We start from the raw sequence: 25,637 nt of genomic DNA, 5'->3' as shown, positions 1-25,637 counted from the left end.
TATCAGAAGTTCCGGACCGGATTGACCGGCCGTTCTTTTCCGATTCATCGGCAGTGCGGCTTCTCCGAAATCGAAGTTTCTAGAAGCAGACAGACACTCACTGTCGCCGACCGGACCAGATCCAGTTCTAGGCAACTGTTCGAATCTACCTCCCCGACCGGTCCGTGTCAACGGCTCCTGTGGGGCGAAGAGGAGACTAGCAGCTCAGCGGGAGTGACCGCACATCAGGCGGCGGTGGGCACCTCGGAGCTGCGCTCGGCCTCCTCGACGTCGCCCGTGTCACCGGCGCGTACGGCGCGACCGCCCAGGACGTAGACGTACGTCAGGAACGCTGCTTCGGCGAGGATGCCGATGCCGATGCGGGCCCAGGTGGGCAGGCCTGACGGGGTGACGAAGCCTTCGATGGCGCCCGAGATGAACAGGACCAGGGCCAGGCCGATGGCCATGCCCACGGCTGCTCGGCCTTCTTCGGCCAGGGCGGTGCGCCGGGATCGTGGGCCGGGGTCGATGAGGGTCCACCCCAGGCGCATCCCGGTGCCGGCCGCCACGAAGACCGCCGTGAGTTCGAGCAGGCCGTGCGGGAGGACCAGGCCGAGGAACGTGTCGAGCCGGCCCGCCGACGACATCAGGCCGATGCCTATTCCCAGGTTGAGCATGTTCTGGAAGAGGATCCAGAGGACGGGCAGGCCCAGGAAGACGCCCAGGACCAGGCACATCGCGGCGGCCTCTGCGTTGTTCGTCCAGACCTGCGCCGCGAAGGCCGCCGCCGGGTGACTGGAGTAGTAGGTCTCGTACTCGCCACCGGGGCGGGTGAGTTCGCGGAGCTGACTCGGGGCCGCGATGGAGGACTGCACCTCCGGGTGGGTGCCTATCCACCAGCCCAGGAGGATCGCCACCACGGTCGACAGCAACGCCGTAGGCACCCACCAATGGCGTGCTCTGTAGACCGCGGCCGGGAAGCTGTGTCCCAGGAAGCGTGTGACATCGCGCCAGGAGGCTCGACGGGTTCCTGTCACGGCACTACGCGCGCGTGCCACCAGTTGGCTGAGCCGGCCGGTGAGCTGGGGGTCCGGGGCGCTCGACTGGATCAGGGAGAGATGGGTCGCCGTGCGCTGGTACAGCGCGACGAGTTCGTCGGCTTCGGATCCGTTGAGGCGGCGCCTGCGGCGGAGCAGTGCGTCGAGGCGGTCCCACTCGGCTCGGTGGGCCGAGACGAAGACGTCGAGGTCCATCTGGTTGCCTGCTCCTCGGCTGCTCGTCGACCGCTGGTCCGGGGATCAGCTTGTCGTACTGGGGCACGATGTGCCCTCAGCTTGGCAGACTGGCTGTTCCAGGGGCAGGGCAGGGGAAGGGCGGCAGGCGTGAGTGAGCTGGTGACGGGCGAGGCGGTGGCGCTGGAGTTGCGCCCCGCGAGACTGCCCAGCAGGGCGCTGGCGGTGTTGCTCGATCTGATCGTGGCCATCGCCGCCTACACCGGCGTCACTGTGGTGCTGGTGTTCTCCACGGGCTCCTTGGACGACGCCGCGCAGGTCGCGCTGTCGATCGCTGCCTTCGTGCTGGTGCTGGTCGGCGGGCCCATAGCGGTGGAGACGCTGAGCCACGGGCGCTCGCTGGGGAAGCTGGCGTTCGGGCTGCGCGTGGTGCGGGACGACGGTGGGCCGATCCGGTTCCGGCACGCGTTGGTGCGCGGTGCGATCGGGGTGATCGAGATCCTGATGACGTTCGGTGTGGTCGCCTGTATCGCCTCCCTCGTCTCGGCGCGCGGCCGACGGCTCGGCGATGTGTTCGCGGGCACTCTGGTCGTACGGGAAAGGGTGTCCGCCGGGCAGACGGCGTTCGTGCCTCCGCCGCCGCCGTGGCTGACGGGGCGTTTCTCGGAGCTCGATCTGTCCGCCGTTCCCGACGGGCTGTGGCTGGCGATCCGGCAGTACCTGACGCGGATGCACCAGTTGGATCCGCAGGTCGGCTGGGCCATGGCCGAGCGGCTCTCGGCGGACCTCGTGGCGCGTACGGGCGCTCCGGCTCCGCAGGGGGTGCCGCCGGCCGCGTATCTGGCGGCGGTGGTGCAGGAGCGGCAGGCGCGGGACGTGCGGCGGACCTTCGGGAACGGCGCGGGCGCACCCGGCGGCGGGTTCAGGCCCGGGGCCGGTGTGCCGGGGGCCTTCGGCCACGCGGCGCTCCAGCCGTCACCGGCTCCTCAGCAGTCGTACGGCGCCACTCCCCCGGTCTGGCGTGCCCCTGCCGCAGCTGCGGAAGCCGGTCAGGCCGCGCCCAGCCCCGAGCCGCCGGCGCCGCAGAACCCGGCGCCCGCCGAGCCCCGTCCCTCCACCGGGTTCGCGCCGCCCGCCTGACGCGGCTCAGCCGCGTCCCCGGCAACCGGCTCGGATCGTCGCCGTTCAGTCGAAGACGGACGGCGGCGACTCCAGTTCCTCCAGTTCGATGCCCGGCGCCGCGAGGACCACGTCCCCCGCGATGTGCACGGCGTGCTGTTCGCCCGTGTCCAGGGCTGTGACCTGGTATTCGTCCACGGTCAGAGGGCCGTTGTCAGTGCCGTGTGTTTCTCTTTTCAGCAAGGCCCAGGACTGGTCCACGGTGCGGGGGGCGAGGACCGGTTCCGTGAGGCTGACCAAGCGGACGCGGGTCGCGGACGTGGAAGGGGTGAGGCGCAGGAGACGGGTGGTGGCGATGAGGAACGCAGGGGAGGTGCCGGTGAAGGCGTGCGCGCGGACATTGCCTTCGGTGGCATCGGCGCCGGTGGGGTCGGTGCGGACCCAGGTGACGCCGTCGAGAGCGGCGCCGCGCACCTGCCAGCTCGCCGCCTGGAGCTCCAGCCGGATGGGGCGGCCGAGTTCGTCGAGCGTGAGGTCGACGGAGCCGCTGTGATCGCCGGAGGGGGCGGTGAGCTGGGAGACATAGCGCCAGCCGGACGGGCCGGGGGCGCACTGGAAATGTTCGTCGGCGAGGGGGGTGTGATCGTGCGGATCGTGGAGCGAATAACGGCCGCGGGGCATCGGGGTCCTGGGTCTTGACGGGCCGGTCCGGCCAACGGAACCAAAGGGGCAGGCCCCCGGCACGGGGGTGCGGGGGCCTGCCTCGGAGGATCTGCTGCTGAGTACCAGCCGCTGAGGCCGCGTCAGTGCACGGACGCGGACACAGCGGGCGGGGTCACAGCCGGCGGGGTCGCCGGCTCAGTAGCGGTAGTGGTCCGACTTGTACGGGCCCTCGACCTCTACGCCGATGTACGACGCCTGATCGGGGCGGAGCGTGGTCAGCTTCACGCCGAGCGCGTCCAGGTGGAGGCGGGCGACCTTCTCGTCGAGGTGCTTGGGCAGCACGTAGACGTCGGTCGGGTACTCCTCGGGCTTGGTGAACAGCTCGATCTGGGCCAGGGTCTGGTCCGCGAAGGAGTTGGACATCACGAACGAGGGGTGGCCGGTGGCGTTGCCCAGGTTCAGCAGGCGGCCCTCGGACAGCACGATGAGGACCTTGCCGTCGGGGAACGTCCAGGTGTGGACCTGCGGCTTGACCTCGTCCTTGACGATGCCCGGGATCTGCGCAAGGCCGGCCATGTCGATCTCGTTGTCGAAGTGGCCGATGTTGCCGACGATCGCCTGGTGCTTCATCTTGGCCATGTCCGCGGCCATGATGATGTCCTTGTTGCCGGTCGTGGTGACGAAGATGTCGGCCTTGTCGACGACCTCGTCCAGCGTCGTGACCTGGTAGCCGTCCATCGCCGCCTGCAGCGCGCAGATCGGGTCGATCTCGGTGATGATCACGCGGGCGCCCTGTCCGCGCAGGGACTCCGCGCAGCCCTTGCCCACGTCGCCGTAGCCGCAGACGACCGCGGTCTTGCCGCCGATGAGGACGTCGGTGGCGCGGTTGATGCCGTCGATCAGGGAGTGGCGGCAGCCGTACTTGTTGTCGAACTTCGACTTGGTGACGGCGTCGTTCACGTTGATCGCCGGGAACAGGAGGGTGCCGTCACGGTGCATCTCGTAGAGACGGTGCACGCCGGTCGTGGTCTCCTCCGTCACGCCGCGGATCTCCGAGGCGAGCTGGGTCCACTTCTGCGAGCCGTCGGAGATGGTGCGCTGCAGGACCTGGAGGACGACGCGGTGCTCGTCGGACTCGGCGGTGTCGAGGGAGGGGACCTTGCCGGCCTTCTCGTACTCGACGCCCTTGTGGACGAGCATCGTGGCGTCGCCGCCGTCGTCCAGGATCATGTTCGGGCCGCCGGTGGGGGTGTTCGGCCAGGTCAGCGCCTGCTCCGTGCACCACCAGTACTCCTCCAGGGTCTCGCCCTTCCAGGCGAAGACCGGGATGCCCTGGGGGTTCTCGGGCGTACCGTTCGGGCCGACGGCGATGGCGGCGGCCGCGTGGTCCTGGGTGGAGAAGATGTTGCAGGACACCCAGCGGACCTCGGCGCCGAGGGCGACCAGGGTCTCGATCAGGACGGCGGTCTGCACGGTCATGTGCAGCGAGCCCATGATCCGGGCGCCGGCCAGCGGCTGGGCCTCGGCGAACTCGCGGCGGATGGACATCAGGCCGGGCATCTCGTGCTCGGCGAGGGTGATCTCCTTGCGGCCGAACTCGGCCAGGGAGAGATCGGCGACCTTGAAGTCCTGTCGGTTGTCGACAGTCGTCATGGAGAGGTGCTCCTCGGGGTTGGGGCGAGGTGGGAACGGCTGGTCTGCGCGGCGGCGGACACAGGGGTGCCCGGAGGAGGGCACAGGAATGCCCGCGTACGCGCAGCGCAGTCCGTCGGAGGCCCTCTCTCCCTCGGCCGGTCCGCGGTGGGACCGCCCGACCGCCATCAGCAGCGACGTCTGGCTCCCACCCAAGCTACACCGGTGGACCCGGCCGCCCCCAGCCCGCCTCCGGACGGATCCGGCCGAACTCGAGCGGACGTCAGGTGTCGGATCGGGTTTCCGGGGGAGCTGCGACAGGGTGCCCGAAAGCGGTGGGAGGAGCGGAGTGGACGACGGCGACCTGGGACTTCCGTGTCTTTGAGTCGGGCGTCGGATGTTGCAGGATGCACGGTGATCAGGAGTCTCTGGTCGATCTTGCGGGACGCCCGGGACGGCGTTCCGCGCGACGAAGGTGTTAGGAGAACGACGTGACGAGTACGGCCGGCCCTCCCCCCACGGGCCGCGGCGAAGGCGAGTCGCAGCGGTTGAAGCTGCTCGCGGTGACCGCGTGCCCGACCGGCATCGCCCACACGTACATGGCCGCGGAGAAGCTCGCGCAGGCCGCCGCGAGCCGCGGCATCGACATGAAGGTGGAGACGCAGGGTTCGATCGGGGCTGAAAACGTCCTGGATGACAACGATGTCAGCACCGCGGACGGAGTGATCGTCGCCGCGGACAAGGACGTGGACCTGAGCCGTTTCGCCGGCAAGCGAGTCCTCGTGGTCGGGGTCGCCGAGGGCATCCGGCATCCCGAGCGGCTGATCGAGCAGGTGCGGTCGGCGCCCGTGCACACGGCGGGCGGTACGGCCGCGGCGGCTGCGGCGCCGGGCGGCAAGGAGCGGAGCGTCGCGTACAAGGCGCTGATGAACGGGGTCAGTTACATGATCCCGTTCGTCGTGGTCGGCGGGCTGCTGATCGCTATCTCGCTGTCGCTCGGCGGCCACCCGGACCCCTCCGGCGGCCTGGTCATCCCGAAGGACTCCTTCTGGATGGACGTGAACAACATCGGCGTGATCGGTTTCACGCTGATGGTGCCGATCCTGTCCGGCTACATCGCCTACGCGATCGGCGACCGCCCCGCGCTCGTGCCGGGCATGATCGGCGGCTGGATCGCCAACACCGGTTCGCTGTACGACTCGAAGGCGGGTGCCGGGTTCATCGGGGCGATCGTGACCGGGTTCCTCGCCGGGTATCTGGTGCTGTGGATCAAGAAGGTCAGGGTCCCGAAGTTCGTCCAGCCGATCATGCCGATCATCGTGATCCCGATCGTGGCGACGACTGCGCTCGGACTGTTCTTCATCTACGTCATCGGGAAACCGATCTCCTGGGTGTTCGAGCACCTCACCAGCTGGCTCGGCGGGATGACCGGCACCAGCGCGATCCTGCTCGGCACGATCCTGGGGCTGATGATCGCGTTCGACATGGGCGGGCCGGTCAACAAGACGGCGTTCCTGTTCGGCGCGGGGCTCATCGCGACCGGCAACCAGTCCGTCATGGGCATGTGCGCCGCCGCGATCCCGGTGATGCCGCTCGGCCAGGGCCTGGCCACGCTGATACGGCAACGCCTCTACACCGAGCAGGAGCGGGAGACCGGTCTGGCCTCGCTGTTCATGGGCTGCTTCGGCATCTCCGAGGGCGCGATCCCCTTCGCGGCGGCACGGCCCGCGCAGGTCATCCCCGCCAACATGCTGGGCGGCGCGGTGGCCGGTGCGGTCGCCGGGCTCGCCGGGGTGAAGGACGCGGTGCCGCACGGCGGACCGATCGTGGCGGTGCTGGGCGCGGTGAGCGGCGTACCGATGTTCTTCGTCGCGGTCGCGATCGGTACGGCGGTCACGGCGGTGACGACGGTCGCGCTGGTCGACGTGAGCGAGCGGAAGCGGCGCGGGGAGGCTGCGGGGCACGTTGTCGGTATGGGCGAACCCGAGCCTGCGTTGGTCGGGGCGGGGGTCGGGTCCGGAGTGCCGGGCGCCGGGGTCGTCGTAGCGGAACGGGTTTCGCGTGGGGGCGCGGCTGCGGGCGGTGTGATCGGTACGGGCGGGTCGGGCAGGTCAAGTGCGGGGGCTGCGGCTGCCGTTGGGGCCAGGGTCGACGATGACTCGGCCGACTCGGGTCTGGTCGACTCCGGTTCGGCCAACTCGGGCTTGGCGAACGGTGACTTGAGCAAGGCCGATCTGGGCAGCGCCGACTCGGCCGATGTCCGCTCGACCAACTCCGGCTCGACCAACTCCGGCTCGACCAACTCCGGCTCGACCAACTCCGGCTCGGCCAACTCCGGCTCGGCCAACTCCGGCTCGGCGGGCGCCGAAAGCGCCCCCGGTGCCGATTCCGGTTCCGGTTCCAGGTCCGGTAACGAGTCCGATTCCGCTTCCGGCTCCCCCGCCGTGAGTCCCGCCCCGGAGGCCCACCCCGGAATTTCCCCGGAGGCTCTCCCTGATGGTGTCCCCGAAGTCCTCTCCGGCTATCTCACCGAGCAGACCGTCAAGGTGCGGCTCGACGCTGGCGGCAAGGAGGCTGTGATCCGGGAGATGGCCGGTCTCCTGGCGCGGACCGGGAAGGTCGTGGACGTCGAGGAGTTGGTGGCTACCGCGTTGCGGCGGGAGGCGCAGGGGACGACCGGGCTCGGGGAGGAGATCGCGATTCCGCATGCCAAGACGGATGCGGTGAGTGCGCCCGTGGTCGGGTTCGCGCGGTCGGTGGAGGGGGTCGAGTGGGGCTCCCTGGACGGTACGAAGGCCCGGTTGGTGTTCATGATCGCCGTGCCTGAGGCGGCGGCCGGGGACGAGCATCTGCGGATTCTGGCGCTGCTGTCACGGAAGTTGATGGATGCCGGGTTCAGGGAGCGGCTGTCGGCGGCCGAGGACGCGTCGGCGGTACTCGGTGTGCTGAGCGAGGTCGGTTAGGGCCTGTCCGACGGATCCGGGAGCGGACGCCGAGCCCGGCACGCGCAGTTGCGGCGATGACCCGGGTCGGCGATTGCCTGCGACCTGGTCCGCGGACGGGTCCCGGCCGGTGCGGGTCCGCGCCTCTCGTGGGGCGCGGACCCGCACCGACCGTTCATGGACGCCCGTTACCCTCGCCCCCGCGGAAGTGCCGCATGGGGAGGGAAACGATGTCGGGCAAGGGGCGGGGACTGGGGGTCGCGGCGGTCGTGGTGGGGCTGTTGGGGGTGGTGTTGGCGGTCGGCGCGTTCGCGTACGGGCGGAGTTCCTACGGCAGTTCCACCATCAGCAGTCAGAGCATGGCGCCGACGTACAAGCCGGGTGACCGGATCATCTACGAGCAGGTCGACGGCGGTGACGTGCACCGCGGTGACGTCGTGCTGTTCTCGGCGCCGGACCGCTACGGGTTCAGCGCGAGCGTGATGCAGCGGGTCGTCGGGGTGGGGGGCGACCGGGTGGTGTGCTGCACGGGTTCGGGCACGGCCGCGCGGATCACCGTGAACGGCAAGCCGCTGGCGGAGCCCTATGTGAAGCAGGGCGATGTGGACGGCGTGCACAAGACGTACGACGTGACGGTCCCGAAGGGCCGGCTGTTCCTGCTCGGCGACAACCGGGCGAACTCGATGGACTCGCGTTTCTTCGCGAGCGACCACGACGGCACGGTGGCCGAGTCCGCCGTCCGGGGCCGGGTGACCGGCGACCGTGCGGTCGCTTCCGGTCTCGGGGTGGCCGTCATCGGCGGGGTCCTGCTGGCCCTGGTCGGGATCGGCCTGGGCATCGCCGCGTTCGTCGTACGGCGGCGGCAGCGGGTGGTGCCGGTGGCGCCGTGGCCCGTGCAGCGGGTCTAGCCGGGGCGGTGGCGGGGCCCGTCGGAGGTCTCGGCGGGCCCTGCTGCCGTGGTGGCGAAGGGAGTCAGTGCTCGGCGGGGTGCTGGGCCGGGCCTCCGGGGGTGGCTTCGCGGTCCGGGCCCTTGGTGGCTTCGGACTCGCTGTAGATGTCGGGTTCGAGGTAGATGACCCGGGCGATCGGGACGGCCTCGCGGATGCGGGCTTCGGCGGCGTTGATCGCGGTGGCGACCTCGGCGGCCGTGTCGTCGTGCTGGACGGCGATCTTGGCTGCGACGAGCAGTTCCTCGGGGCCGAGGTGGAGCGTGCGCATGTGGATGATGCCGGTGACGGTGTGGCCGTCGACGACGGCGGCCTCGATCTTCTGGACGTCCTCGATGCCGGCGGACTCGCCGAGCAGCAGGGACTTCGTCTCGGCGGCCAGGACGAGTGCGATCAGGATGAGCAGGATGCCGATGCAGAGGGTGCCGATGCCGTCCCAGACGCCGTCGCCGGTGAGCAGGGCCAGGCCGACGCCGCCGAGCGCGAGGACCAGGCCGATGAGCGCGCCGAAGTCCTCCAGGAGGACGACCGGCAGTTCGGGGGCCTTGGCGCGGCGGATGAACTGGGACCAGGAGTGCGTGCCCCGCAGTTCGTTCGACTCCTTGATGGCCGTGCGGAACGAGAAGCCCTCGGCGATGATCGCGAAGAGCAGGACGCCCACCGGCCAGTACCAGTGCTCCAGTTCGTGCGGGTGCTTGATCTTCTCGTAGCCCTCGTAGACGGCGAACATGCCGCCGACGGAGAAGAGGACGATGGAGACGAGGAAGGCGTAGATGTACCTCTCGCGGCCGTAGCCGAAGGGGTGTTGGGGGGTGGCCTCGCGCTGGGCCTTCTTGCCGCCGATCAGGAGCAGTGCCTGGTTGCCCGAGTCGGCGAGGGAGTGGACGCCCTCGGCGAGCATCGAGGACGAGCCGCTGAAGGCGAACGCGACGAACTTCGATGCCGCGATCGCGAGGTTGGCGCCGAGTGCCGCCACGATCGCCCTGGTGCCGCCTGACGCGCTCATGTGTTCGCGGTGTCCCTTCGCCTTCGTACGTCTACATCGGACGTCTGCCCCGGATGGGCCGTCCGACGTCTTTGCCCGCCCTTTGCCGGTGAGTCATTCTTGCAGCCCCGCCCGGCGACGGCTCGTCAGGTATCCACAGGCCCGGTCATACGATCACAGTGGCCCGGAAGACCGTGCCCACGCCGGACACCTCGGCCTGGTCGCCCGCCGGGACGAACACCGACTGGCCGGGGCCGAGCTCGAACTCCCCCGCCTTCACCGAACCGGCCGTGCACAGCAGGATCTGCGGGGTGTCGAGGGTGAGGTCGTGGGCGCCGGTGCCCTCGGGGAGGACGTACCGGGACAGCCGGAACTCGTCGATGGGGGTCTCGTAGACCTCCTCGCCGTCCGGGGACGCCTCGGGGCGCAGCACTCCGGGGTCGCTCGCCTCGAAGTCGACGATGCGTAGGAGTTCGGGGACGTCGACGTGCTTGGGGGTGAGGCCGCAGCGCAGGACGTTGTCGGAGTTGGCCATGATCTCGACGCCGAGGCCGTTGAGGTAGGCGTGCGGGATGCCGGCGCCGAGGAACAGGGCCTCGCCGGGCTGAAGTCGGACGTGGTTCAGGAGCATGGCCGCGATCACGCCGGGGTCGCCCGGGTAGTGGTGGGCGATGTCGGCGTAGGGCTCGTACTCGCCGCCGAGGCGGGTGCAGGCGGTCGCCGCCGCGGTGACCGTGTGGCGCATCTCCTCGGGGTCGGCGGTGAGGATCGCCGTGAGGACCTCGCGCAGGGCGGCTTCCTCGGGGTGTGCGTGGAGGAGGTCGACGTAGGGCTTCAGGGAGTCGACGCCGAGGCCGGCGAGCAGGTCGGCGGCGCGCAGCGGGTCGCGGAAGCCGCACAGGCCGTCGAACTCCGTGAGCGCGCAGATCAGTTCGGGCTTGTGGTTGGCGTCCTTGTAGTTGCGGTGCGGGGCGTCCACGGGGATGCCCCGGCGCTCCTCGTCGGCGTAACCCTCCCTGGCCTGCTCCAGGTTGGGGTGCACCTGGAGGGAGAGGGGGGCGCCGGCGGCGAGGATCTTCAGCAGGAAGGGCAGCCGGGGGCCGAACTTGGCGACCGCCTTGCCGCCCAACTCCCGCTCCGGGGCCGCCTCGATGACCTCGACGAGCGTCCCGCGCGCGGTGCGCGAGGGTGCGCCCGGGTGGGCGCCCATCCACATCTCCGCCTGCGGTTCACCGCTGGGCTCGACGCCGAGCAGCTTGGGGATGGCGGTGGTGGAACCCCATGCGTAGGGGCGGACGGTGTTGTCGAGGCGGTCCATGCGGGTCTCTACCGGTTCTCTCTGCGTACGACGTGGGGATGACGTGGATTCGCGCCACGTACGTCGGTGTGCGGCGGCCAGGGCTTCGACGACAAGATCAGGCGCCCGAGGCGAGCGCCAGGTAAACGGCGGCGAAATCCGTCATGGCGATCAGCTCCGCGAGGGTCTCCAGCTCGCCGCCCTCCTCCGGCTCCAGCTCGCTGATCGGCGTGTCGTGGCTGAGGGCCAGGTCACGGGCGGTGGGCGCGGCGGTGAGGCCGCCGATCGGGCGGTCCCGGAGCAGCACCACGCGTGCGTGCAGCGCGGGTGCCTCCTCGACGCGGTCGCGGAAGAAGTCGTCGGGGTCGGCGCTCGCGGCGAGCGGTCCCGCCAGGAGGGCGTTGTGCTCGGCGAGCGCCTCGGGCAGTTCGGAGACGAGCGCGGGGCGGCCGGCCAACTCCGCGAGCGCGGCGGCGAATCGGCGGCCCGCGGGACCGGCCGAGGTGCCCTCCGTCCAGATCACCGGGAGCGAGTCGGCGAGTTCGGAGGCCAGGGTCTTCGCCGGGTTGCTGTACGTCGCGACGGCGGGCCCGCAGCGCTCGGCGACCTGGTCGAGCCGGTCGGCGACCTTCTCCAGTGCCTCCGGGGGCGCGCTGAGCAGCCCGGTGCGGTCCAGGATCGCGAGCAGCGGGGTGAGCAGCGCCCAGAGGACTCCGGGGGCGGAGGCGGCCAGGGGCTCGTCGTGTTCGTACGGTGCGGTCGCCATCGGTACGAAGAGGCCGTGGGCGCCGTCCACCGCCTCGGTGAGGGGGCTGCGGCCGGGTGCCACGGCGACGACGGTGCAGCCGCGGCGGTAGGCCTGCTCGGCGAGGAGGGACAGGCCGGGTTCGCTGCCGTCCGGGGTGGTGATCAGCAGGAGGTCCACGGAGCCCGCCCAGCCCGGGAGTTCCCAGCGCAGGGCGCCGGCCGCGGGGGCGACGCCGGTGGGCGCGAGGCGGGTGACGGGGCTGCTGGCGCCTGCAAGGGTGCCGAGCAGGTCGGCGACGCAGGTCGCGGCGGCGCCGGGGCCCGCGATCAGGATGGCGCGGGGGCGGCCGTCCGGTTTCAGGTCGTGGACGCCTGCCTCGGCGGCGTGCCGGGCGGCGGTGCGCACCCTCGCACCGGCTTCGGCGGCACCGCGGAGCAGGGCCCGTCGGTCGGCCTCGGCCAGTGCCTCAGGGGTGTCGAGCAGCGATTCGTCGAGCATGGGCGGCAGCCTCCGAACGCGTCGTCGTCGGTTACGCGGGGTGGCGGGCCTCGTCGACGAGGAGGACGGGGATGCCGTCCCGGACGGGATAGGCCAGGCCGCAGTCCTCGCCGGTGCAGATCAGCTCGGTGTCCTGCTCCTTGAGGGGGGCGTGGCAGGCCGGGCAGGCCAGGATCTCCAGGAGGCCGGCTTCGAGCGGCATGGGTTTCCCTCCGAGGGCGAGTGTCTACGACGGCTTGCGGATGTGCCTGGTCAGGTTACCGCCGGTGGTGAGTGAGCGCGGGGGTTGGGGCACCGGCCCGGAACAGCGACCGGTGCCGAGAACGCGCCGTCCGCCGTCACCCCCTGATGATGCCCAGCACCTCGTCCCGCACCTTCGTCATCGTCGCCTCGTCCCGTGCCTCCGCGTTCAGCCGGAGCAGGGGTTCCGTGTTGGACGGGCGGACGTTGAACCACCAGTCGGCGGAGGAGACGGTGAGGCCGTCGAGATCGTCCAGGGTCAGGTCGGACTGGTTCCCGTAGGCGGCGCGGATCGCGGCGAGGCGGGCCTGCTGGTCGTCGACCGTGGAGTTGATCTCGCCGGAGCCCACGTAGCGGTCGTACTGGGCCACGAGCGCGGAGAGCGGGCCGTCCTGGCCGCCGAGCGCGGCGAGGACGTGGAGGGCGGCCAGCATGCCCGTGTCGGCGTTCCAGAAGTCCTTGAAGTAGTAGTGCGCGGAGTGCTCGCCGCCGAAGATCGCGCCGGCCTTCGCCATCTCGGCCTTGATGAAGGAGTGGCCCACGCGCGTGCGGACCGGTGTGCCGCCGTTCTCCTCGACGACCTCGGGGACCGACCAGGAGGTGATCAGGTTGTGGATGATCACGCCCGTGCCGCCGTTCCTCGCCAGCTCGCGGGAGGCCACCAGGGCGGTGATCGCGGACGGGGAGACCGAGTCGCCGTGCTCGTCGACCACGAAGCAACGGTCCGCGTCGCCGTCGAAGGCGATGCCGAGGTCGGCGCCCTCCTCGCGGACGCGGGCCTGGAGGTCGACGATGTTGGCCGGGTCGAGCGGGTTGGCCTCGTGGTTCGGGAACGTGCCGTCCAGCTCGAAGTACATCGGGACCAGGGTGAGCGGCAGGCCGGCGAAGACCGTCGGGACGGTGTGGCCGCCCATGCCGTTGCCCGCGTCGACGACGACCTTCAGGGGGCGGATCGAGGTCAGGTCGACGAGGCCGCGGAGGTGCGCCGCGTAGTCCTCCAACGTGTCCCGCCGGGTGATCGTTCCCGTAGGTCCCGCGGCCTCCGGGGCGCCCGAGTCCAGCCAGGACTCGACGAGTTGGCGGATCTCGGCGAGGCCGGTGTCCTGGCCGACGGGGGCGGCGCCCGCGCGGCACATCTTGATGCCGTTGTACTTCGCGGGGTTGTGCGAGGCCGTGAACATGGCGCCCGGGAGGTCGAACGCGCCCGACGCGTAGTACAGCTGGTCCGTCGAGCACAGGCCGATCTCGGTCACGTCGACGCCGCGCGCCGCCGCCCCGCGCGCGAAGGCCGCGGACAGGCCCGGGGACGAGGGCCGCATGTCATGTCCGGTCACGATCGCGCTCGCGCCGGTCACCTGGACGAAGGCCGCTCCGAACAGCTCGGCCAACGACTCGTCCCACTGGTCCGGGACGACGCCCCGTACGTCGTACGCCTTCACGAGCTGTGACAGATCAGCAGACACGGCCAACCCTCCAGAAAGTTCCATCGGTCGCCCCAAACTACCCGTCGGCACCCACATCACGACGCGCGGTAACCGAGCCGTCCACAGACTCTTACCTGCGATCCAGGCGGCGGTGTCGGCGAGTTGGGGAGGGAATCGTTGAACGAACGCTTCGCGGAACATCGGCATCGTTGAACGAACGCAGCGCTGTACGACCTGAACGAGGGGATCGTTGAACGAACTCGCGGACCGGCGCGGTCAGTTGTCCGGGGAGCGCAGGACCCGCAGGTGGCCGCGGCGGGCGACCTCCATGGGGTCCGCCGTGCGGGCGCCGCCTCCGCCGCCGGCCTCGGCCGTGCGTTCCTGGGGGCGGGCCGCCTCGCGGACGGCGTTGGCGAGCGCCTCCAGGTCGTCGCCGCTCGGGCGGGCCGGAGCGGAGCTGTCGAGGAGGCGGACGACTTCCCAGCCACGGGGCGCGGTGAGGCGCTCGGAGTGCTCGGCGCACAGGTCGTAGCAGTGGGGTTCGGCGTAGGTGGCGAGCGGGCCGAGGACCGCGGTCGAGTCGGCGTAGACGTACGTCAGCGTCGCGACGGCGGGGCGGCCGCAAGCGGTGCGCGAACAGCGACGTACAGGGCTCACGACGTTGGACGGTACCGCACTCTTGAGCGGGCCGCGACGACTCTCCCCCAGGTCACCCCACCGTGTCGGTCTGTGAGACGCCCCACACACCCCATCGGCAACACACCCCTGACCTGCGCGGACACCCCCTCTCGGGATCTCGAACGGGGTCGGACCCGGTCACCACTCGGCACAAACACCGTCAATTGCCTTGAGAGCGACGGTCTTGGAGACATACGGAATCGAGCCCAACCTTGGCTGGAATGGTCATCCGGCGACATGCCCCACAGAGCGTCCGACGGCGGGTGGAGTCGGGCGGGCGGACCCGGCGGGGACTACGCTTCACCAGTGATGGACACCCCCGTACCGCCCCCTGCCGCAGGCCCTGGGCCCCGCCGCCGCGACCGCCACGGCCGGGGCATGCGCGGCCCGATCGCACCGCCGCAGGTCCCGCTCGCCGCGAGCCGGGCCGAGGCGTTCGCCGATCTGGTGCAGGACTCCGTGGAGCGCCTGGAGCGACGCTGGCCGCAGTTGGCCGACATCGATTTCCTGGTCCTGGAAGTCCCTCGACTGGGTGGTGCGGGCGAGGGCTGGAACGACGAGTCGGTGCCCCTGGGGGGCACGATCGCCGCCCGCGAGGGGCAGCCCGCGCGCGTGGTGATCTACCGGCGCCCGGTCGAGATCCGCACGAAGGGGCGCGACGAACGGGCCGCCCTCGTCCACGAGATCGTCGTGGAGCAGGTCGCCGAACTGCTGGGGCTCACCCCGGAGACGGTCGATCCGCGCTACGGGGAGGACTAGCCTCCCCGCGCGCGTGTGCCCCGCGCCGCTACTTCTGCAGCACCGACAGGTCCTCGTCCGTCTCGGGCACCGACACCGTCCCCCGGTCGTCGGGGAGCGTCTGGATGGTGAAGCCCGGTACGCCCTCCTCGGTCGCCGACAGTGTGCGGGCCGCGTACACCGGGCCGCCGGACTGCGGTTCGAGGGTCAGGGCGTAGGTGCCCTTCAGGCCTGCGGGGACCGGGAGTTCGACGTCCTCGGTGGTGCCGGCCTTGATCGTGTACGTCTTCGAGAGGGGCGTACCGCCACCGCTGCCCGCGGACGCGGTGACCTTGACCGTGGCGGTGCGGGTGGGGGCGACCAGGGACAGCGTGGAGCCCTTGGCGCTGTTGTCGGCGGACGTGGCGCGCTTGCCGACCGGGCTGGTCGCCGGGATGAACGCCGTCTCCTGCTTGCTGCCCTTGCCGCGCACGACCTTCAGGGCGGCGACGATCGGCACGGACTGGTCGGTCGGGGTCAGGACCAGGGAGCCCGGGTCGCCGCGGGTGACGTCGCCGAGGTCGACGGCGGTCGTCATGCCCGCCTTGACGTGCACGGTCTCGTGTCCGGCCGGCGTGATCATCCCCGTGGGCGAGGAGAGCCGCACCTTCAGGTCGGCGTCCGCGTCGCCCGGCGTGAAGGCGATCAGCCGCACGGACGTGGCGTCCTTCGGGATGCCCGGCATGACCAGGCTGCCCGCGGGGTCGGTGGACGCGGCCAGCCAGTCGCCGCCGAGCTTGGAGTCGAGGGCCTGCACGGACGCGCCGACCCGGCCGCTGCGCACGCTCACGTGCACCGTCAGGTCGGTCTCCTGGTCGTCGGTGAGCGTGGACAGCAAGATCGGCTCGCTGGCGTGCGGCTCGACCGTGATGCCCTCCCCCACCGTCGACTTGAGGTCGCCGTCCTTGCCGTAGAGCTGGATGTCGACGACGGCGGCGGAGTCGTCCGGGTTGGTGAGGTGCACGTAGTCGGTGCGGCCGGCGGCGGTGCTGGCGCCCGGGAACCAGAACTCGGTGTCCGGGGCGGTGCAGTTGACGCCCTGGAGGCCGCGGCCGTTGCCCGCGGCGACCTCGGTGGTCTGCTGGACGGTCCAGCCCGGCGCGTACTTGCCCTCGGCGGTGCCGAGCAGGGCGGGCGCGTCGGCGCCGGACTTGTCGCCGGTGGCCGGGGTGCCGGGGGCCTTGGGCTCGAGGACGGGCTTGGCGGGCTTCTTCTTGCTGCTGGTGCCGTCGCCCGACTCCTCGGCGGCGGACTGGAGTTCGGCCTTGCCGCTGCTGTCCGTGCCCTCTGTGACGGGCGTGAAGGACGTGTACGACGTGTCGGCGAGGTCGGAGGTGCTCGGCGCCGGGCAGAGCAGGCTGGTGCGCTCCACGGGCAGCACAGCGGCCGCCTTGGAGCCGCCGGCGCCGGACGCGGCCGGTGCCTTCATCTCGGCGAACCCGGTGACGGCGGCGAGCGCGACCACGCCGGCGAGGAGGGAGAGGGCGGGGCGGTTCACTGCTGGCTCCCGTCGGGGCGCTCATTGCCGTGCGGATGCTGCTGCTGGGCGGGGTCGTAGTTCGGGTCGTACGCGGGGTCGTAGTTCGGGTCGTAGCCCTGGTTCTGGTCGTAACCCTGGTCGTACGTCGGGTCGTAGGCCGGGGCCTGGGGCTGCTCGCCGTAGGCGTACGGGTCGTACTGGCCGCCCTGGTAGGGGTCCGCCTGGTACGGCTGGTCGTAGCCGCCCGCCGGGTACTGCTGCTGGTCGGCCTGGTACTGCTCGGCGCCGTAGGTGCCGTACTCGGCGCCCGCGTAGCTCGCCGCGTCCCACTCGCCGTAGGACTGCTGCTGCGGGATCGCGGCGACGGCTTCCTCCTCCGGAGGAGGTGTGGCGCCCGCGGCGAACGCGTCGAACTGCCCGGTGTCAGCGGGGTCGTCGGTCTGGTCGGTGGACTCGGCCTCGGCCTCGGCCTGGGCGCGCAGGCGGCGGGCCCTGCGGCCCTCGCCGGCGACGGCCTGGGCCGGGATCAGCTCCTCCTCGGGGAGGTCGTCGTCGACGTCACGGCGGCGGCCCGGGAGGGCGAGCACGACCAGGACGAGGGCGAGCGCGCCCTGGGCCCACAGCCAGGCGGTGTGCCCGATCGGGTCGTCGTAGGTGACGTCCAACCTGCCGCCGGAGTCGGGGAGTCGGAAGCCCTGGGCCCAGCCGTCGACCGTGGTACGGGTGAGCGGCTTGCCGTCCAGGGTGGCCGTCCAGCCCGCGGCGGCGGAGTCGGCCAGGCGCAGCACGCGGCCGGTGGCGCCGGACGGGATCGTGGTGTGGATGTCGACGGGTCCGGCGGCGACGGGCTCGGGGGCGGCGGAACCGGCGACGATCGCCGCGCGGGAGACCTGCGCGTTGACCCGCCACAGGGCGCTGCCGTCGGCCTGGCTGAGCCTGCTGAGGCCCGGGGTGGCGTCCAGGACACGGCTGACCTCGCGGGGCGCGCCCTTGTGGACGAGGACGTAGCGCACGGCGAAGCCGCCGAGTTCGTCGGCCTGGTCGGCGCCGGAGCCGGCGACGAGGTTGGCGACGACCTTGTCCAGCTTGGTGTTCTCGCCGTCGGCGGCGGCGAACTCGCCGTCTCCCATGCGGGCGCCGGAGCCGCGCACCAGCATGTAGCCCACGTGCGCGGCGGAGTCGCTGTCCAGGACCAGCGTGCGGGCCTGGTCCCGGGTGCCGCTCTCCTCGGCGACGAACGCGGGCACCTGGGTGGGGTCGTGGCGCTCCAGGGGGCCGTCGGCGCCGCGGATCATCCAGCCGGCGGCGACGAGCAGCGGGCCCGCGGCCGAGGCGAAGGCGATCAGCACGGCGACCGGCTGGCGCCAGCCGAAGCTCTGCTCGGCGACACGCGCGCGTGCCCCGTCGGCGCCGAGCGCGGCGGCGGCGAGGAGGGCGAGGCCGTAGACGAGGGTCGCGGGGCCGGCCCAGGTGGAGCTGTTGGACAGGACGGCGAAGACGAGGCCCACCAGGGCGACGCCCCAGGCGGTCCGGATGCCGAACTGGCGCTCGCTGCGCAGCAGGGCGGCGAGCGCGGCCAGGACGATGCCGATGAGCATCAGGCCGCTGACCGTGCCGGGGCCGCCCGGGCTGGCGCCGAGCAGGTCGAGCGGGGACGCGGACCCGGAGCCGAACTCGAGACCGGCCTGCTGGAAGAAGCCGAACGGGAGCAGCGTCAGCGACCAGGGCGCCAGGACCAGCAGGGGGGTGCCGAACTGGGCCAGGAAGCGCGGGCCGTAGCCGACGAGGTCGCCGCGGCGCACGGCCAGCAGCGCGATGCCCAGGAGCAGCGTGATGGGCCAGATGATCGGCGTGAAGGCGGTGGTGATCGTCAGGAGCAGGGCGTACGCCCAGGTGGCGCGCCAGCTGCCGCGGGCTCCGGAGGAGTGGGTGAGGCCGCTGGCCGCGATGCCCGCGCGGGCCATCAGCGGGAGCAGCACGGCGAGGACGGCGGTGCCGATGCGGCCGCCCGCGAGGGCGCCGGTGGCGGCGGGCAGGAAGGCGTAGACGACGGCCGCCCACGCGCGCAGGAGCCGGGACTCGACGAGCGGGCGGGACGCGAAGTAGGCGGTGAACCCGGCGAGCGGGACCGAGGCGACCAGCAGGACGGTGACCGCGACGCCGGTCGAGCCGAAGAGCAGCGAGGAGAGCATCGCGACGAGCGCGAGGTACGGCGGCGCGGACGGGGTGCCGCCGGCGCCGACCGGGTGCCAGGAGTCCAGGAAGCGGGACCACAGCTCGCTGGAGTCGCCCGGGGCGGGCAGCATCGCGCCGCCGGTGAGGGCGCCGCCGCCGAGCAGGTCGCGGCAGGCGACGAGCGAGACGAGCAGCAGGACCAGGAAGAGCACCGGGCCGGGCTTGCGGGCGATGCGCTTCACGCGCGCGAACTGCTCGATCTCCAGGAAGTCCGCGTCGTCGCCGCCGGGCCCTGACTCGACGGCGCCGCCATGCCGGCCGGCTCCGGAGGTGATCTCGGGGTCGGAGGTGTCGACGAAGCTTCCGGCGACCTGCTCGAAGGTGGCCCTGACGGTCGCGCCGGGCGGCGGGAACAGGGGCCGCAGTTCGGCCTTGTCGATCTGGGCTCCGGCGCGCCTGCGCCGTCCGGCGAGGATCCGCTCGGGGCGCAGCAGGGTGCCCAGGAGGCCGCGGATCTCGTCGAGTGCCTGTCCGGGGACCTTGCCGACGAGGTTGGCGACGGTCCGCAGGACGGTGCCGACGACGACCCTGAAGAGGACCCAGGGCAGCACGGCCGTACGGCTGTTGACGAGCAGGGTGTAGACCGCGCCGGCCTTGTCGACCTTGTGCGGGGAGGCGACGGTGCGGCCCGCGCAGTCGACCGCGCGGCGCTCGCGGGAGGCCGCCTCGGCGTGCCGTACGACCGCCTCGGGGGCGACCAGGACGCGGTGGCCGGCGGCGGTGGCGCGCCAGCAGAGGTCGACGTCGTCACGCATCAGGGGCAACCGGCGGTCGAAGCCGCCGAGTTCGTCGAAGACGTCGCGCCGGATCAGCATGCCCGCGGTGGACACGGACAGCACGGGCCGTACGTGGTCGTGCTGGCCCTGGTCCTGTTCGCGGCGGTCGAGGCCGGTCCAGCGGCGGCCGGAGTGGGCGATGGTGACGCCGACCTCCAGCAGCTGCCGCCGGTCGTACCAGCCGCGCAGCTTGGGGCCTACGACGGCGACGTCCTCGCGGCCCAGTTCGTACTCCTGGTCCACGACCCGCAGCAGCTGGGCCAGGGCGTCGGGCTCCGGTGCGGAGTCGTCGTGCAGCAGCCACAGCCACTGGACGGGTTCGCCGTGCGGGAGTTCGGGGAGGTCGTAGGCGTCGTCGCGCCAGCTGCGCGTGACGGGGTCCCAGCCGCTGGGGCGCTTGAGGTACGGCAGCTCGTCCGGAGTCAGCAGGGGCGACGTGCGGTTGGCCTCCTCGACGGCCTGGCCGAAGCCGGTGCGCCGGGCGAGGTGGAGCACGCGGTCGGCGCCGAGGGCGTCGGTGACCAGCTGGGCGGACTCGTCGGCGCTGCCGGTGTCGGCGGCCATGACGCTCTGCACGGGGCGCTCCTGGCCGAGCAGCCCGGCGAGCGCGTCGGGCAGCCAGCGGGCGCCGTCGTGGGAGACGAGCACCGCGGTCACCACGTGACGCGGGAACTCAGGAGTGGCAGCGTCGTGTTGGCCTGCCGTGTGGCTGTGCACGGACATCGAGGTACGGGCCCCGGTTCGATGGACTGCGGTGGACGACCGCGTCCCGAGGGGACAGCGATACGTCTCGGACGAGCGCCCACACTATCGGCTGGGCATGACGACGGCCCGCCGCCTGTGGATAACCCAGCTGCGACGGGCCGTTCGGTACGTCCCGAGGTATGTCCCGAGGTGTGCCGCCGCGCTTCAGACGGCGGCCTTCTTGAGCCGACGGCGCTCCCGCTCGGAGAGACCGCCCCAGATGCCGAAGCGTTCGTCGTTGGCGAGGGCGTACTCGAGGCATTCGGAGCGGACCTCGCAGGCGAGGCAGACCTTCTTGGCCTCGCGGGTGGAGCCGCCCTTCTCGGGGAAGAAGGACTCGGGGTCGGTCTGGGCGCACAGCGCGCGCTCCTGCCAGCCGAGTTCCTCGTCCGCGTCGTCGACCAGCAGTTGCTGCACCAGCTCGGTCATGTGCGCCCCTCGTCCGTCTTTCGCGTCCCCGTGATGTGGCCGCCGTTACCGATGTCGGCTAAACGACACGAGTGAAATTACAAGTGTGCTGCTCCGGGCGAGTCAAGCCGAGATCTGCTATTGGGCCCCTTATTCACTCTGCGGAACCAAGGCCTAGCGGAAAGTGTTCAAATCGGCATAAACCTTGACAAGCCGAGGAGACCCCCCGAGCGCCTCCTACCCCGAGATGGAGTCTGTACGGGGGAGGACGCCCAGGAGTTCGATCTCGTTCCACTGGGGTGTGTGCGCCCGGTTGTGCGCCATGTGTCCCGGTAGACGCCTGAACAAACCTTTCAGCGCGGAGATGAACCGGATGAGGTGAAACCTGTCCCACATCCCGGGCGTCGAGTTGACACCGCTGGTGTGAACCGCTGTCCTTGTGGGCATGCTCGCGAACTCGGCACTCACCACGACCCGCTCCGCCGGGTCCCTCGGTGCTGCCCACGCTCGCTGTAGCTGTTGTTGCTGTTCCGGCTGTTGAGCCCACGCGCTCCGGCCCTGCCTGCTCTCTTCATCTGGTGACACCCAGCCCCCGCCGTTGCTTACTTACGCCGAGGAACCACCGCACCCCCATGAACAGCGACAGCGACCTCCAGATCGCCGGCGACATCCTCGAAGTCCCGCACCTCCTCCAGCCGCCGCGCGAACACCCGGCCACCGTGGCCGAGTTCGTCGGCCTGGCGCGCTCCGTCGCCGCCGACCGCGCCCAGTGGGAACACCTCGTCGAGTACGACGCGACGACCCGCTGGTACCACCGGCTGAGCACCGGACCCGGCTACGAGGTGTGGCTGCTGTCCTGGGTGCCCGGACAGGGCAGCGGACTGCACGACCACGGCCGCTCCTCCGGTGTGCTGACCGTCCTGGACGGCACGCTGACCGAGCGCACCGAGCGGGGCACGCGCGCGCTGGGGGCGGGCGCGCAGCGGGTGTTCGCGCCGGGGTACGTCCACGAGGTCGTCAACGACACCCTCGAACCGGCCATAAGCCTGCACGTCTACTTCCCGGGCCTGACCGAGATGCCGATGCACACGGCGTGCGCGGCGCGCGCCGGGTCCGACCCGGTGGACGCGGTGACCGCCTGACGCGATGCGGCCACTGCCTGCCGCGTTGTCGGACCCGCCTGCAAGACTTGTCCCCATGCGCATTGTGGTTCTGGCAGGCGGTATCGGTGGTGCCCGGTTCCTGCGCGGTCTCAAGCAGGCCGTGCCGGACGCGGACATCACGGTGATCGGCAACACGGGGGACGACATCCACCTGTTCGGGCTGAAGGTCTGCCCGGACCTCGACACGGTGATGTACACACTCGGCGGCGGTATCAACGAGGAGCAGGGCTGGGGCCGGGCCGACGAGACCTTCCACCTCAAGGAAGAACTCGGGGCCTACGGCGTCGGGCCCGAGTGGTTCGGACTCGGCGACCGGGACTTCGCCACGCACATCGTGCGGACCCAGATGATCGGCGCCGGGTTCCCGCTCAGCGCGGTCACCGAGGCACTGTGCGACCGGTGGAAGCCCGGGGTGCGGCTGATCCCCATGACGGACGACCGCGTCGAGACGCATGTCGCCGTCCAGGTGGACGGCGAGCGCAAGGTGATCCACTTCCAGGAGTACTGGGTCCGGCTCCGCGCGTCGGTCGCCGCCGAGGCCGTCGTACCCGTGGGGGCCGAGCAGGCCAAGCCCGCGCCCGGGGTCCTGGAGGCGATCGCGGAGGCGGACGTCATCCTCTTCCCGCCGTCCAACCCGGTCGTCTCCGTGGGCACCATCCTCGCGGTGCCCGGCATCCGGGAGGTGATCGCCGAGGCCGGGGTGCCCGTGGTCGGCCTCTCCCCCATCGTCGGGGACGCGCCCGTGCGCGGGATGGCCGACAAGGTGCTCGCCGCGGTGGGCGTCGAGTCCACGGCCACGGCGGTCGCCGAGCACTACGGCTCGGGGCTGCTCGACGGCTGGCTCGTCGACACCGTGGACGCCGCCGCCGTACCGGACGTCGAGGCGGCCGGGATCCGCTGCCGGGCCGTGCCGCTGATGATGACCGACACCGAGGCGACCGCGCGGATGGCCCGGGAGGCGCTGGCGCTGGCCGAGGAGGTGCGGGCGGCATGAGCGAGGTGGCGCCCGCGGAGGGGTACCGGGTGTGGGCCGTGCCCGGGATGCCCGAGGTGGTGGGCGGGGACGACCTGGCCAAGCTGATCGCCGCGGCCGAGCCCGGGCTCGTCGACGGGGACGTGCTCCTCGTTACCTCGAAGATCGTGTCCAAGGCCGAGGGGCGGATCGTCGAGGCGGCCGACCGGGAGGCCGCGATCGACGCCGAGACCGTACGGGTCGTGGCGCGGCGCGGAACCCTGCGGATCGTGGAGAACCGGCAGGGGCTGATCATGGCCGCCGCCGGTGTCGACGCCTCCAACACCCCGGCCGGGACCGTGCTGTTGCTGCCCGAGGACCCGGACGCGTCCGCGCGCGCGATCCGCGACGGGCTGCGGGACGCGCTCGGCGTCACCATCGGCGTCGTCGTCACCGACACCTTCGGGCGACCCTGGCGCACGGGGCTCACGGACGTCGCGATCGGCGCCGCGGGGGTGCGCGTGCTGGACGATCTGCGCGGGGGCACGGATGCCTACGGCAATCCGCTCAGCGCGACGGTCGTGGCCACGGCCGACGAACTCGCCGCCGCCGGTGACCTCGTCAAGGGCAAGGCCGCCGGGCTGCCCGTCGCCGTGGTGCGGGGGCTGCCGCACGTCGTCGCCGCCGAGGACGACGGGGTCGGGGCGCGGGCCATGGTGCGGGGCGGGCGGGACGACATGTTCCGGCTCGGGACGTCCGAGGCGGTACGGGAGGCGGTGACCCAGCGTCGTACCGTGCGGGCCTTCACCGATGAGCCCGTCGACCCCGGTGCCGTACGACGGGCCGTCGCCGCCGCTGTGACCGCGCCGGCGCCGCATCACACGACGCCGTGGCGGTTCGTGCTGCTGGAGTCCGCCGAGTCGCGGACCTCGTTGCTCGACGCGATGCGGGACGCGTGGATCGCGGATCTGCGGCGGGACGGGAAGTCCGAGGAGTCCATCGCGAAGCGGGTGCGGCGGGGGGATGTGCTGCGGGGGGCGCCGTATCTCGTGGTGCCGTGTCTCGTCATGGACGGGTCGCACACGTATGGGGATGTGCGGCGGGACGGGGCGGAGCGGGAGATGTTCGTGGTGGCCGCGGGGGCGGGGGTGCAGAACTTTCTCGTGGCGCTGGCCGGGGAGCGGTTGGGGTCGGCGTGGGTTTCCTCGACGATGTTCTGCCGGGATGTCGTGCGGGATGTACTGGGGCTGCCGTCGGGGTGGGATCCGATGGGGGCGGTGGCTGTGGGGCATGCGGCGGCTTCGCCTGCGGCTCGGGCCGGGCGGGATCCGGGGGCGTTTATCGAGGTGCGGTGAGTCGGCGTTGGGGGTGGGGGTGGGCTTGGACTCGGGTGCGGGTGCGGGTGCGGGTCGTGTGTGGCTGGTCGCGCAGTTCCCCGCGCCCCTAGGGGGCGCTTGCGCCTAGGCTCCTAGGACCTTCAGGTACCTCACATCACCACTGGAAGCTTGCTGTGGCTGGACGTTTTGATCCTCGGGCCACTCGTACGACTGTGCGAGGCGGGGAAGTTGTCGTGCCCAGAGGTGTGCCTCGGCAGGGTTCTGGGGGTGGGCTGGTTCGGGAGTGGGTGCCTGGTGGGGTGCTCGATCTTGGGCTGGTGTTGGGGCCGCTGCGGCGGGGGCCCGGGGATCCCACGTTCCGGGCCACGGCGGACGGGGCCGTGTGGCGGGCCAGTCTCACGCCGGTCGGGCCGGGGACCCTGCGGGTGTCCGCGCACGGGGGTGCGGTGCGCGGGGAGGCCTGGGGGCCGGGGGCGAAGTGGTTGTTGGAACGGTTGCCGGAGATGCTGGGCGCCGCGGACGACCCTGACGCGTTCGTGCCCCGGCACCGGTTGCTGGCGGTCACTCGGCATCGGCGGCCTGGGTTGCGGTTGACGCGGACCGGGCTGGTGCTGGAGTCGTTGATTCCGTCGGTGCTGGAGCAGAAGGTGACCACCGACGAGGCGTATCGGGCCTGGCGGTTGCTGGTACGGAAGTTCGGGGTGCCGGCGCCCGGGCCCGTGGACGGGCGGATGTGGGTGATGCCGGCGCCGCGCGCGTGGGCGTTGATTCCGTCGTGGGAGTGGCATCGGGCCGGGGTCGACGACAAGCGGGCGTCCACGATTCTGCGTGCCGTACGGGTCGCTGCGCGGCTGGAGCAGGCGGGGGCGATGTCCGCGGAGGATGCGCGGGCTCGGTTGGAGGTCGTGCCGGGGGTGGGGGTGTGGACGTCCGCGGAGACCGTGCAGCGGAGTCATGGGGCGGCGGATGCGGTGACCGTGGGGGATCTGCATCTGCCGGGGATCGTGGGGTGGGCGTTGGCCGGGGATCGGGACGCGGATGACTCGGTGATGTTGTCGTTGCTGGAGCCGTATGCGGGGCAGCGGCATCGGGCGGCGCGGTTGATCTTGTTGAGCGGGCGTACGCCGGCTCGGCGGGCGCCGAAGATGCCTCGGGGTGACATCGGGGCGTTGTGAGGTTCCGGGGGCGTTGGTTGCCCGGGGTTTCGCTTGGCGGGGGTGGGCTTCGGTAGCCGGGGGCTGTTAGCCGGGGGGCTTCGGTTGCCGTCCCTGGGGGCTCCGCCCCCAGACCCCCAGGCCCTATGCCCACCCACCGCCCGTTCCGGTTGGCCAAGAAGTGCCGTACTACCGACTCGGTGGGCCCCGATGTACACCGACGCCCG

General features: G+C 71.6%; 20 protein-coding genes. 8 read left to right on the top strand and 12 right to left on the bottom strand.

The window, feature by feature from the left end; genetic code table 11:
• Window positions 1-224: 224 nt before the first annotated feature.
• Window positions 225-1,232, bottom strand: a complete 1,008-nt coding sequence (locus OHT77_RS27245) for a stage II sporulation protein M (protein ID WP_328831060.1) — start codon at window positions 1,230-1,232, stop codon at window positions 225-227.
• Between the two features lie 129 nt (window positions 1,233-1,361).
• Between OHT77_RS27245 and OHT77_RS27240 the strand changes: the two genes are divergently transcribed.
• Window positions 1,362-2,351, top strand: coding sequence for an RDD family protein (locus tag OHT77_RS27240; RefSeq protein ID WP_328831059.1), 990 nt, complete (start codon window positions 1,362-1,364; stop codon window positions 2,349-2,351).
• 45 nt (window positions 2,352-2,396) lie between these two features.
• Here the strand turns inward: OHT77_RS27240 and OHT77_RS27235 are convergent, their stop codons facing one another.
• Both OHT77_RS27235 and ahcY read right to left on the bottom strand, forming a co-directional pair.
• The gene (locus OHT77_RS27235; RefSeq protein ID WP_328831058.1) at window positions 2,397-3,011 is read right to left on the bottom strand and encodes a hypothetical protein; all 615 of its coding nucleotides are present in this window, start codon (window positions 3,009-3,011) and stop codon (window positions 2,397-2,399) included.
• 177 nt (window positions 3,012-3,188) lie between these two features.
• Window positions 3,189-4,646: an adenosylhomocysteinase gene (ahcY, locus tag OHT77_RS27230; RefSeq protein ID WP_328831057.1), complete on the bottom strand. Its 1,458-nt coding sequence runs from the start codon at window positions 4,644-4,646 to the stop codon at window positions 3,189-3,191.
• A gap of 470 nt (window positions 4,647-5,116) precedes the next feature.
• Between ahcY and OHT77_RS27225 the strand changes: the two genes are divergently transcribed.
• On the top strand, window positions 5,117-7,588 hold the full coding sequence (locus tag OHT77_RS27225) for a fructose-specific PTS transporter subunit EIIC (protein ID WP_328831056.1): 2,472 nt from the start codon (window positions 5,117-5,119) through the stop codon (window positions 7,586-7,588).
• A gap of 209 nt (window positions 7,589-7,797) precedes the next feature.
• On the top strand, window positions 7,798-8,475 hold the full coding sequence (gene lepB / locus OHT77_RS27220; RefSeq protein ID WP_328831055.1) for a signal peptidase I: 678 nt from the start codon (window positions 7,798-7,800) through the stop codon (window positions 8,473-8,475).
• Window positions 8,476-8,539: 64 nt separating this feature from the next.
• On the opposite strand, the gene OHT77_RS27215 is transcribed toward lepB, so the two are convergent.
• The 6 genes from OHT77_RS27215 to OHT77_RS27190 form a co-directional block, all read right to left on the bottom strand.
• Window positions 8,540-9,520, bottom strand: a complete 981-nt coding sequence (locus OHT77_RS27215) for a cation diffusion facilitator family transporter (RefSeq protein ID WP_328831054.1) — start codon at window positions 9,518-9,520, stop codon at window positions 8,540-8,542.
• Between the two features lie 145 nt (window positions 9,521-9,665).
• Window positions 9,666-10,817 carry a mannose-6-phosphate isomerase, class I gene (manA, locus tag OHT77_RS27210; RefSeq protein ID WP_328831052.1) on the bottom strand — a complete coding sequence of 384 codons (1,152 nt, stop codon included), beginning with the start codon at window positions 10,815-10,817 and terminating at the stop codon, window positions 9,666-9,668.
• A gap of 97 nt (window positions 10,818-10,914) precedes the next feature.
• A complete protein-coding gene (locus OHT77_RS27205; RefSeq protein ID WP_328831051.1) occupies window positions 10,915-12,042 on the bottom strand; it encodes an SIS domain-containing protein in 1,128 nt (375 codons plus the stop codon).
• A 31-nt stretch (window positions 12,043-12,073) separates the two neighbouring features.
• Window positions 12,074-12,244, bottom strand: a complete 171-nt coding sequence (locus OHT77_RS27200) for a Trm112 family protein (protein WP_019072213.1) — start codon at window positions 12,242-12,244, stop codon at window positions 12,074-12,076.
• 136 nt (window positions 12,245-12,380) lie between these two features.
• Entirely contained in the window at window positions 12,381-13,745 is a 1,365-nt protein-coding gene (locus OHT77_RS27195; protein ID WP_328831050.1) for a phosphomannomutase/phosphoglucomutase, read from the bottom strand.
• 237 nt (window positions 13,746-13,982) lie between these two features.
• Entirely contained in the window at window positions 13,983-14,363 is a 381-nt protein-coding gene (locus OHT77_RS27190; protein ID WP_328831049.1) for a DUF3499 domain-containing protein, read from the bottom strand.
• 330 nt (window positions 14,364-14,693) lie between these two features.
• Between OHT77_RS27190 and OHT77_RS27185 the strand changes: the two genes are divergently transcribed.
• Window positions 14,694-15,143 (top strand): metallopeptidase family protein, encoded by a 450-nt coding sequence (locus OHT77_RS27185; protein ID WP_019072215.1) that lies wholly within the window; start codon window positions 14,694-14,696, stop codon window positions 15,141-15,143.
• 28 nt (window positions 15,144-15,171) lie between these two features.
• Here OHT77_RS27185 and OHT77_RS27180 read toward each other — a convergent pair whose 3' ends face one another.
• The 3 genes from OHT77_RS27180 to OHT77_RS27170 all read right to left on the bottom strand — a co-directional run bounded on the left by OHT77_RS27180 (window position 15,172) and on the right by OHT77_RS27170 (window position 20,825).
• Window positions 15,172-16,659: a DUF5719 family protein gene (locus tag OHT77_RS27180; RefSeq protein ID WP_328831047.1), complete on the bottom strand. Its 1,488-nt coding sequence runs from the start codon at window positions 16,657-16,659 to the stop codon at window positions 15,172-15,174.
• Window positions 16,656-20,375, bottom strand: coding sequence for a glycosyltransferase (locus OHT77_RS27175; RefSeq protein WP_328831046.1), 3,720 nt, complete (start codon window positions 20,373-20,375; stop codon window positions 16,656-16,658). Before OHT77_RS27175 ends, OHT77_RS27180 begins: the two co-directional genes overlap by 4 nt.
• Before the next feature lie 186 nt (window positions 20,376-20,561).
• Entirely contained in the window at window positions 20,562-20,825 is a 264-nt protein-coding gene (locus OHT77_RS27170) for a WhiB family transcriptional regulator (RefSeq protein ID WP_003975777.1), read from the bottom strand.
• A gap of 611 nt (window positions 20,826-21,436) precedes the next feature.
• Here OHT77_RS27170 and OHT77_RS27165 point away from each other — a divergent pair.
• The 4 genes from OHT77_RS27165 to OHT77_RS27150 all read left to right on the top strand — a co-directional run bounded on the left by OHT77_RS27165 (window position 21,437) and on the right by OHT77_RS27150 (window position 25,431).
• Entirely contained in the window at window positions 21,437-21,946 is a 510-nt protein-coding gene (locus OHT77_RS27165) for a cysteine dioxygenase (protein ID WP_328831044.1), read from the top strand.
• A 55-nt stretch (window positions 21,947-22,001) separates the two neighbouring features.
• Window positions 22,002-22,961: a 2-phospho-L-lactate transferase gene (cofD, locus tag OHT77_RS27160; RefSeq protein WP_328831043.1), complete on the top strand. Its 960-nt coding sequence runs from the start codon at window positions 22,002-22,004 to the stop codon at window positions 22,959-22,961.
• The gene (locus OHT77_RS27155; RefSeq protein ID WP_328831042.1) at window positions 22,958-24,274 is read left to right on the top strand and encodes a coenzyme F420-0:L-glutamate ligase; all 1,317 of its coding nucleotides are present in this window, start codon (window positions 22,958-22,960) and stop codon (window positions 24,272-24,274) included. The genes cofD and OHT77_RS27155 overlap by 4 nt, the downstream gene beginning before the upstream one ends.
• A 155-nt stretch (window positions 24,275-24,429) precedes the next feature.
• Window positions 24,430-25,431 carry a DNA-3-methyladenine glycosylase family protein gene (locus OHT77_RS27150; RefSeq protein ID WP_328831041.1) on the top strand — a complete coding sequence of 334 codons (1,002 nt, stop codon included), beginning with the start codon at window positions 24,430-24,432 and terminating at the stop codon, window positions 25,429-25,431.
• Window positions 25,432-25,637 lie beyond the last annotated feature (206 nt).

This window comes from Streptomyces sp. NBC_00252 (genome assembly GCF_036187565.1).
In the GTDB taxonomy this organism is placed as follows: domain Bacteria; phylum Actinomycetota; class Actinomycetes; order Streptomycetales; family Streptomycetaceae; genus Streptomyces.
Note: the sequence above shows the minus strand (reverse complement) of the source record. Positions and strands in the feature narration are given on the sequence as shown.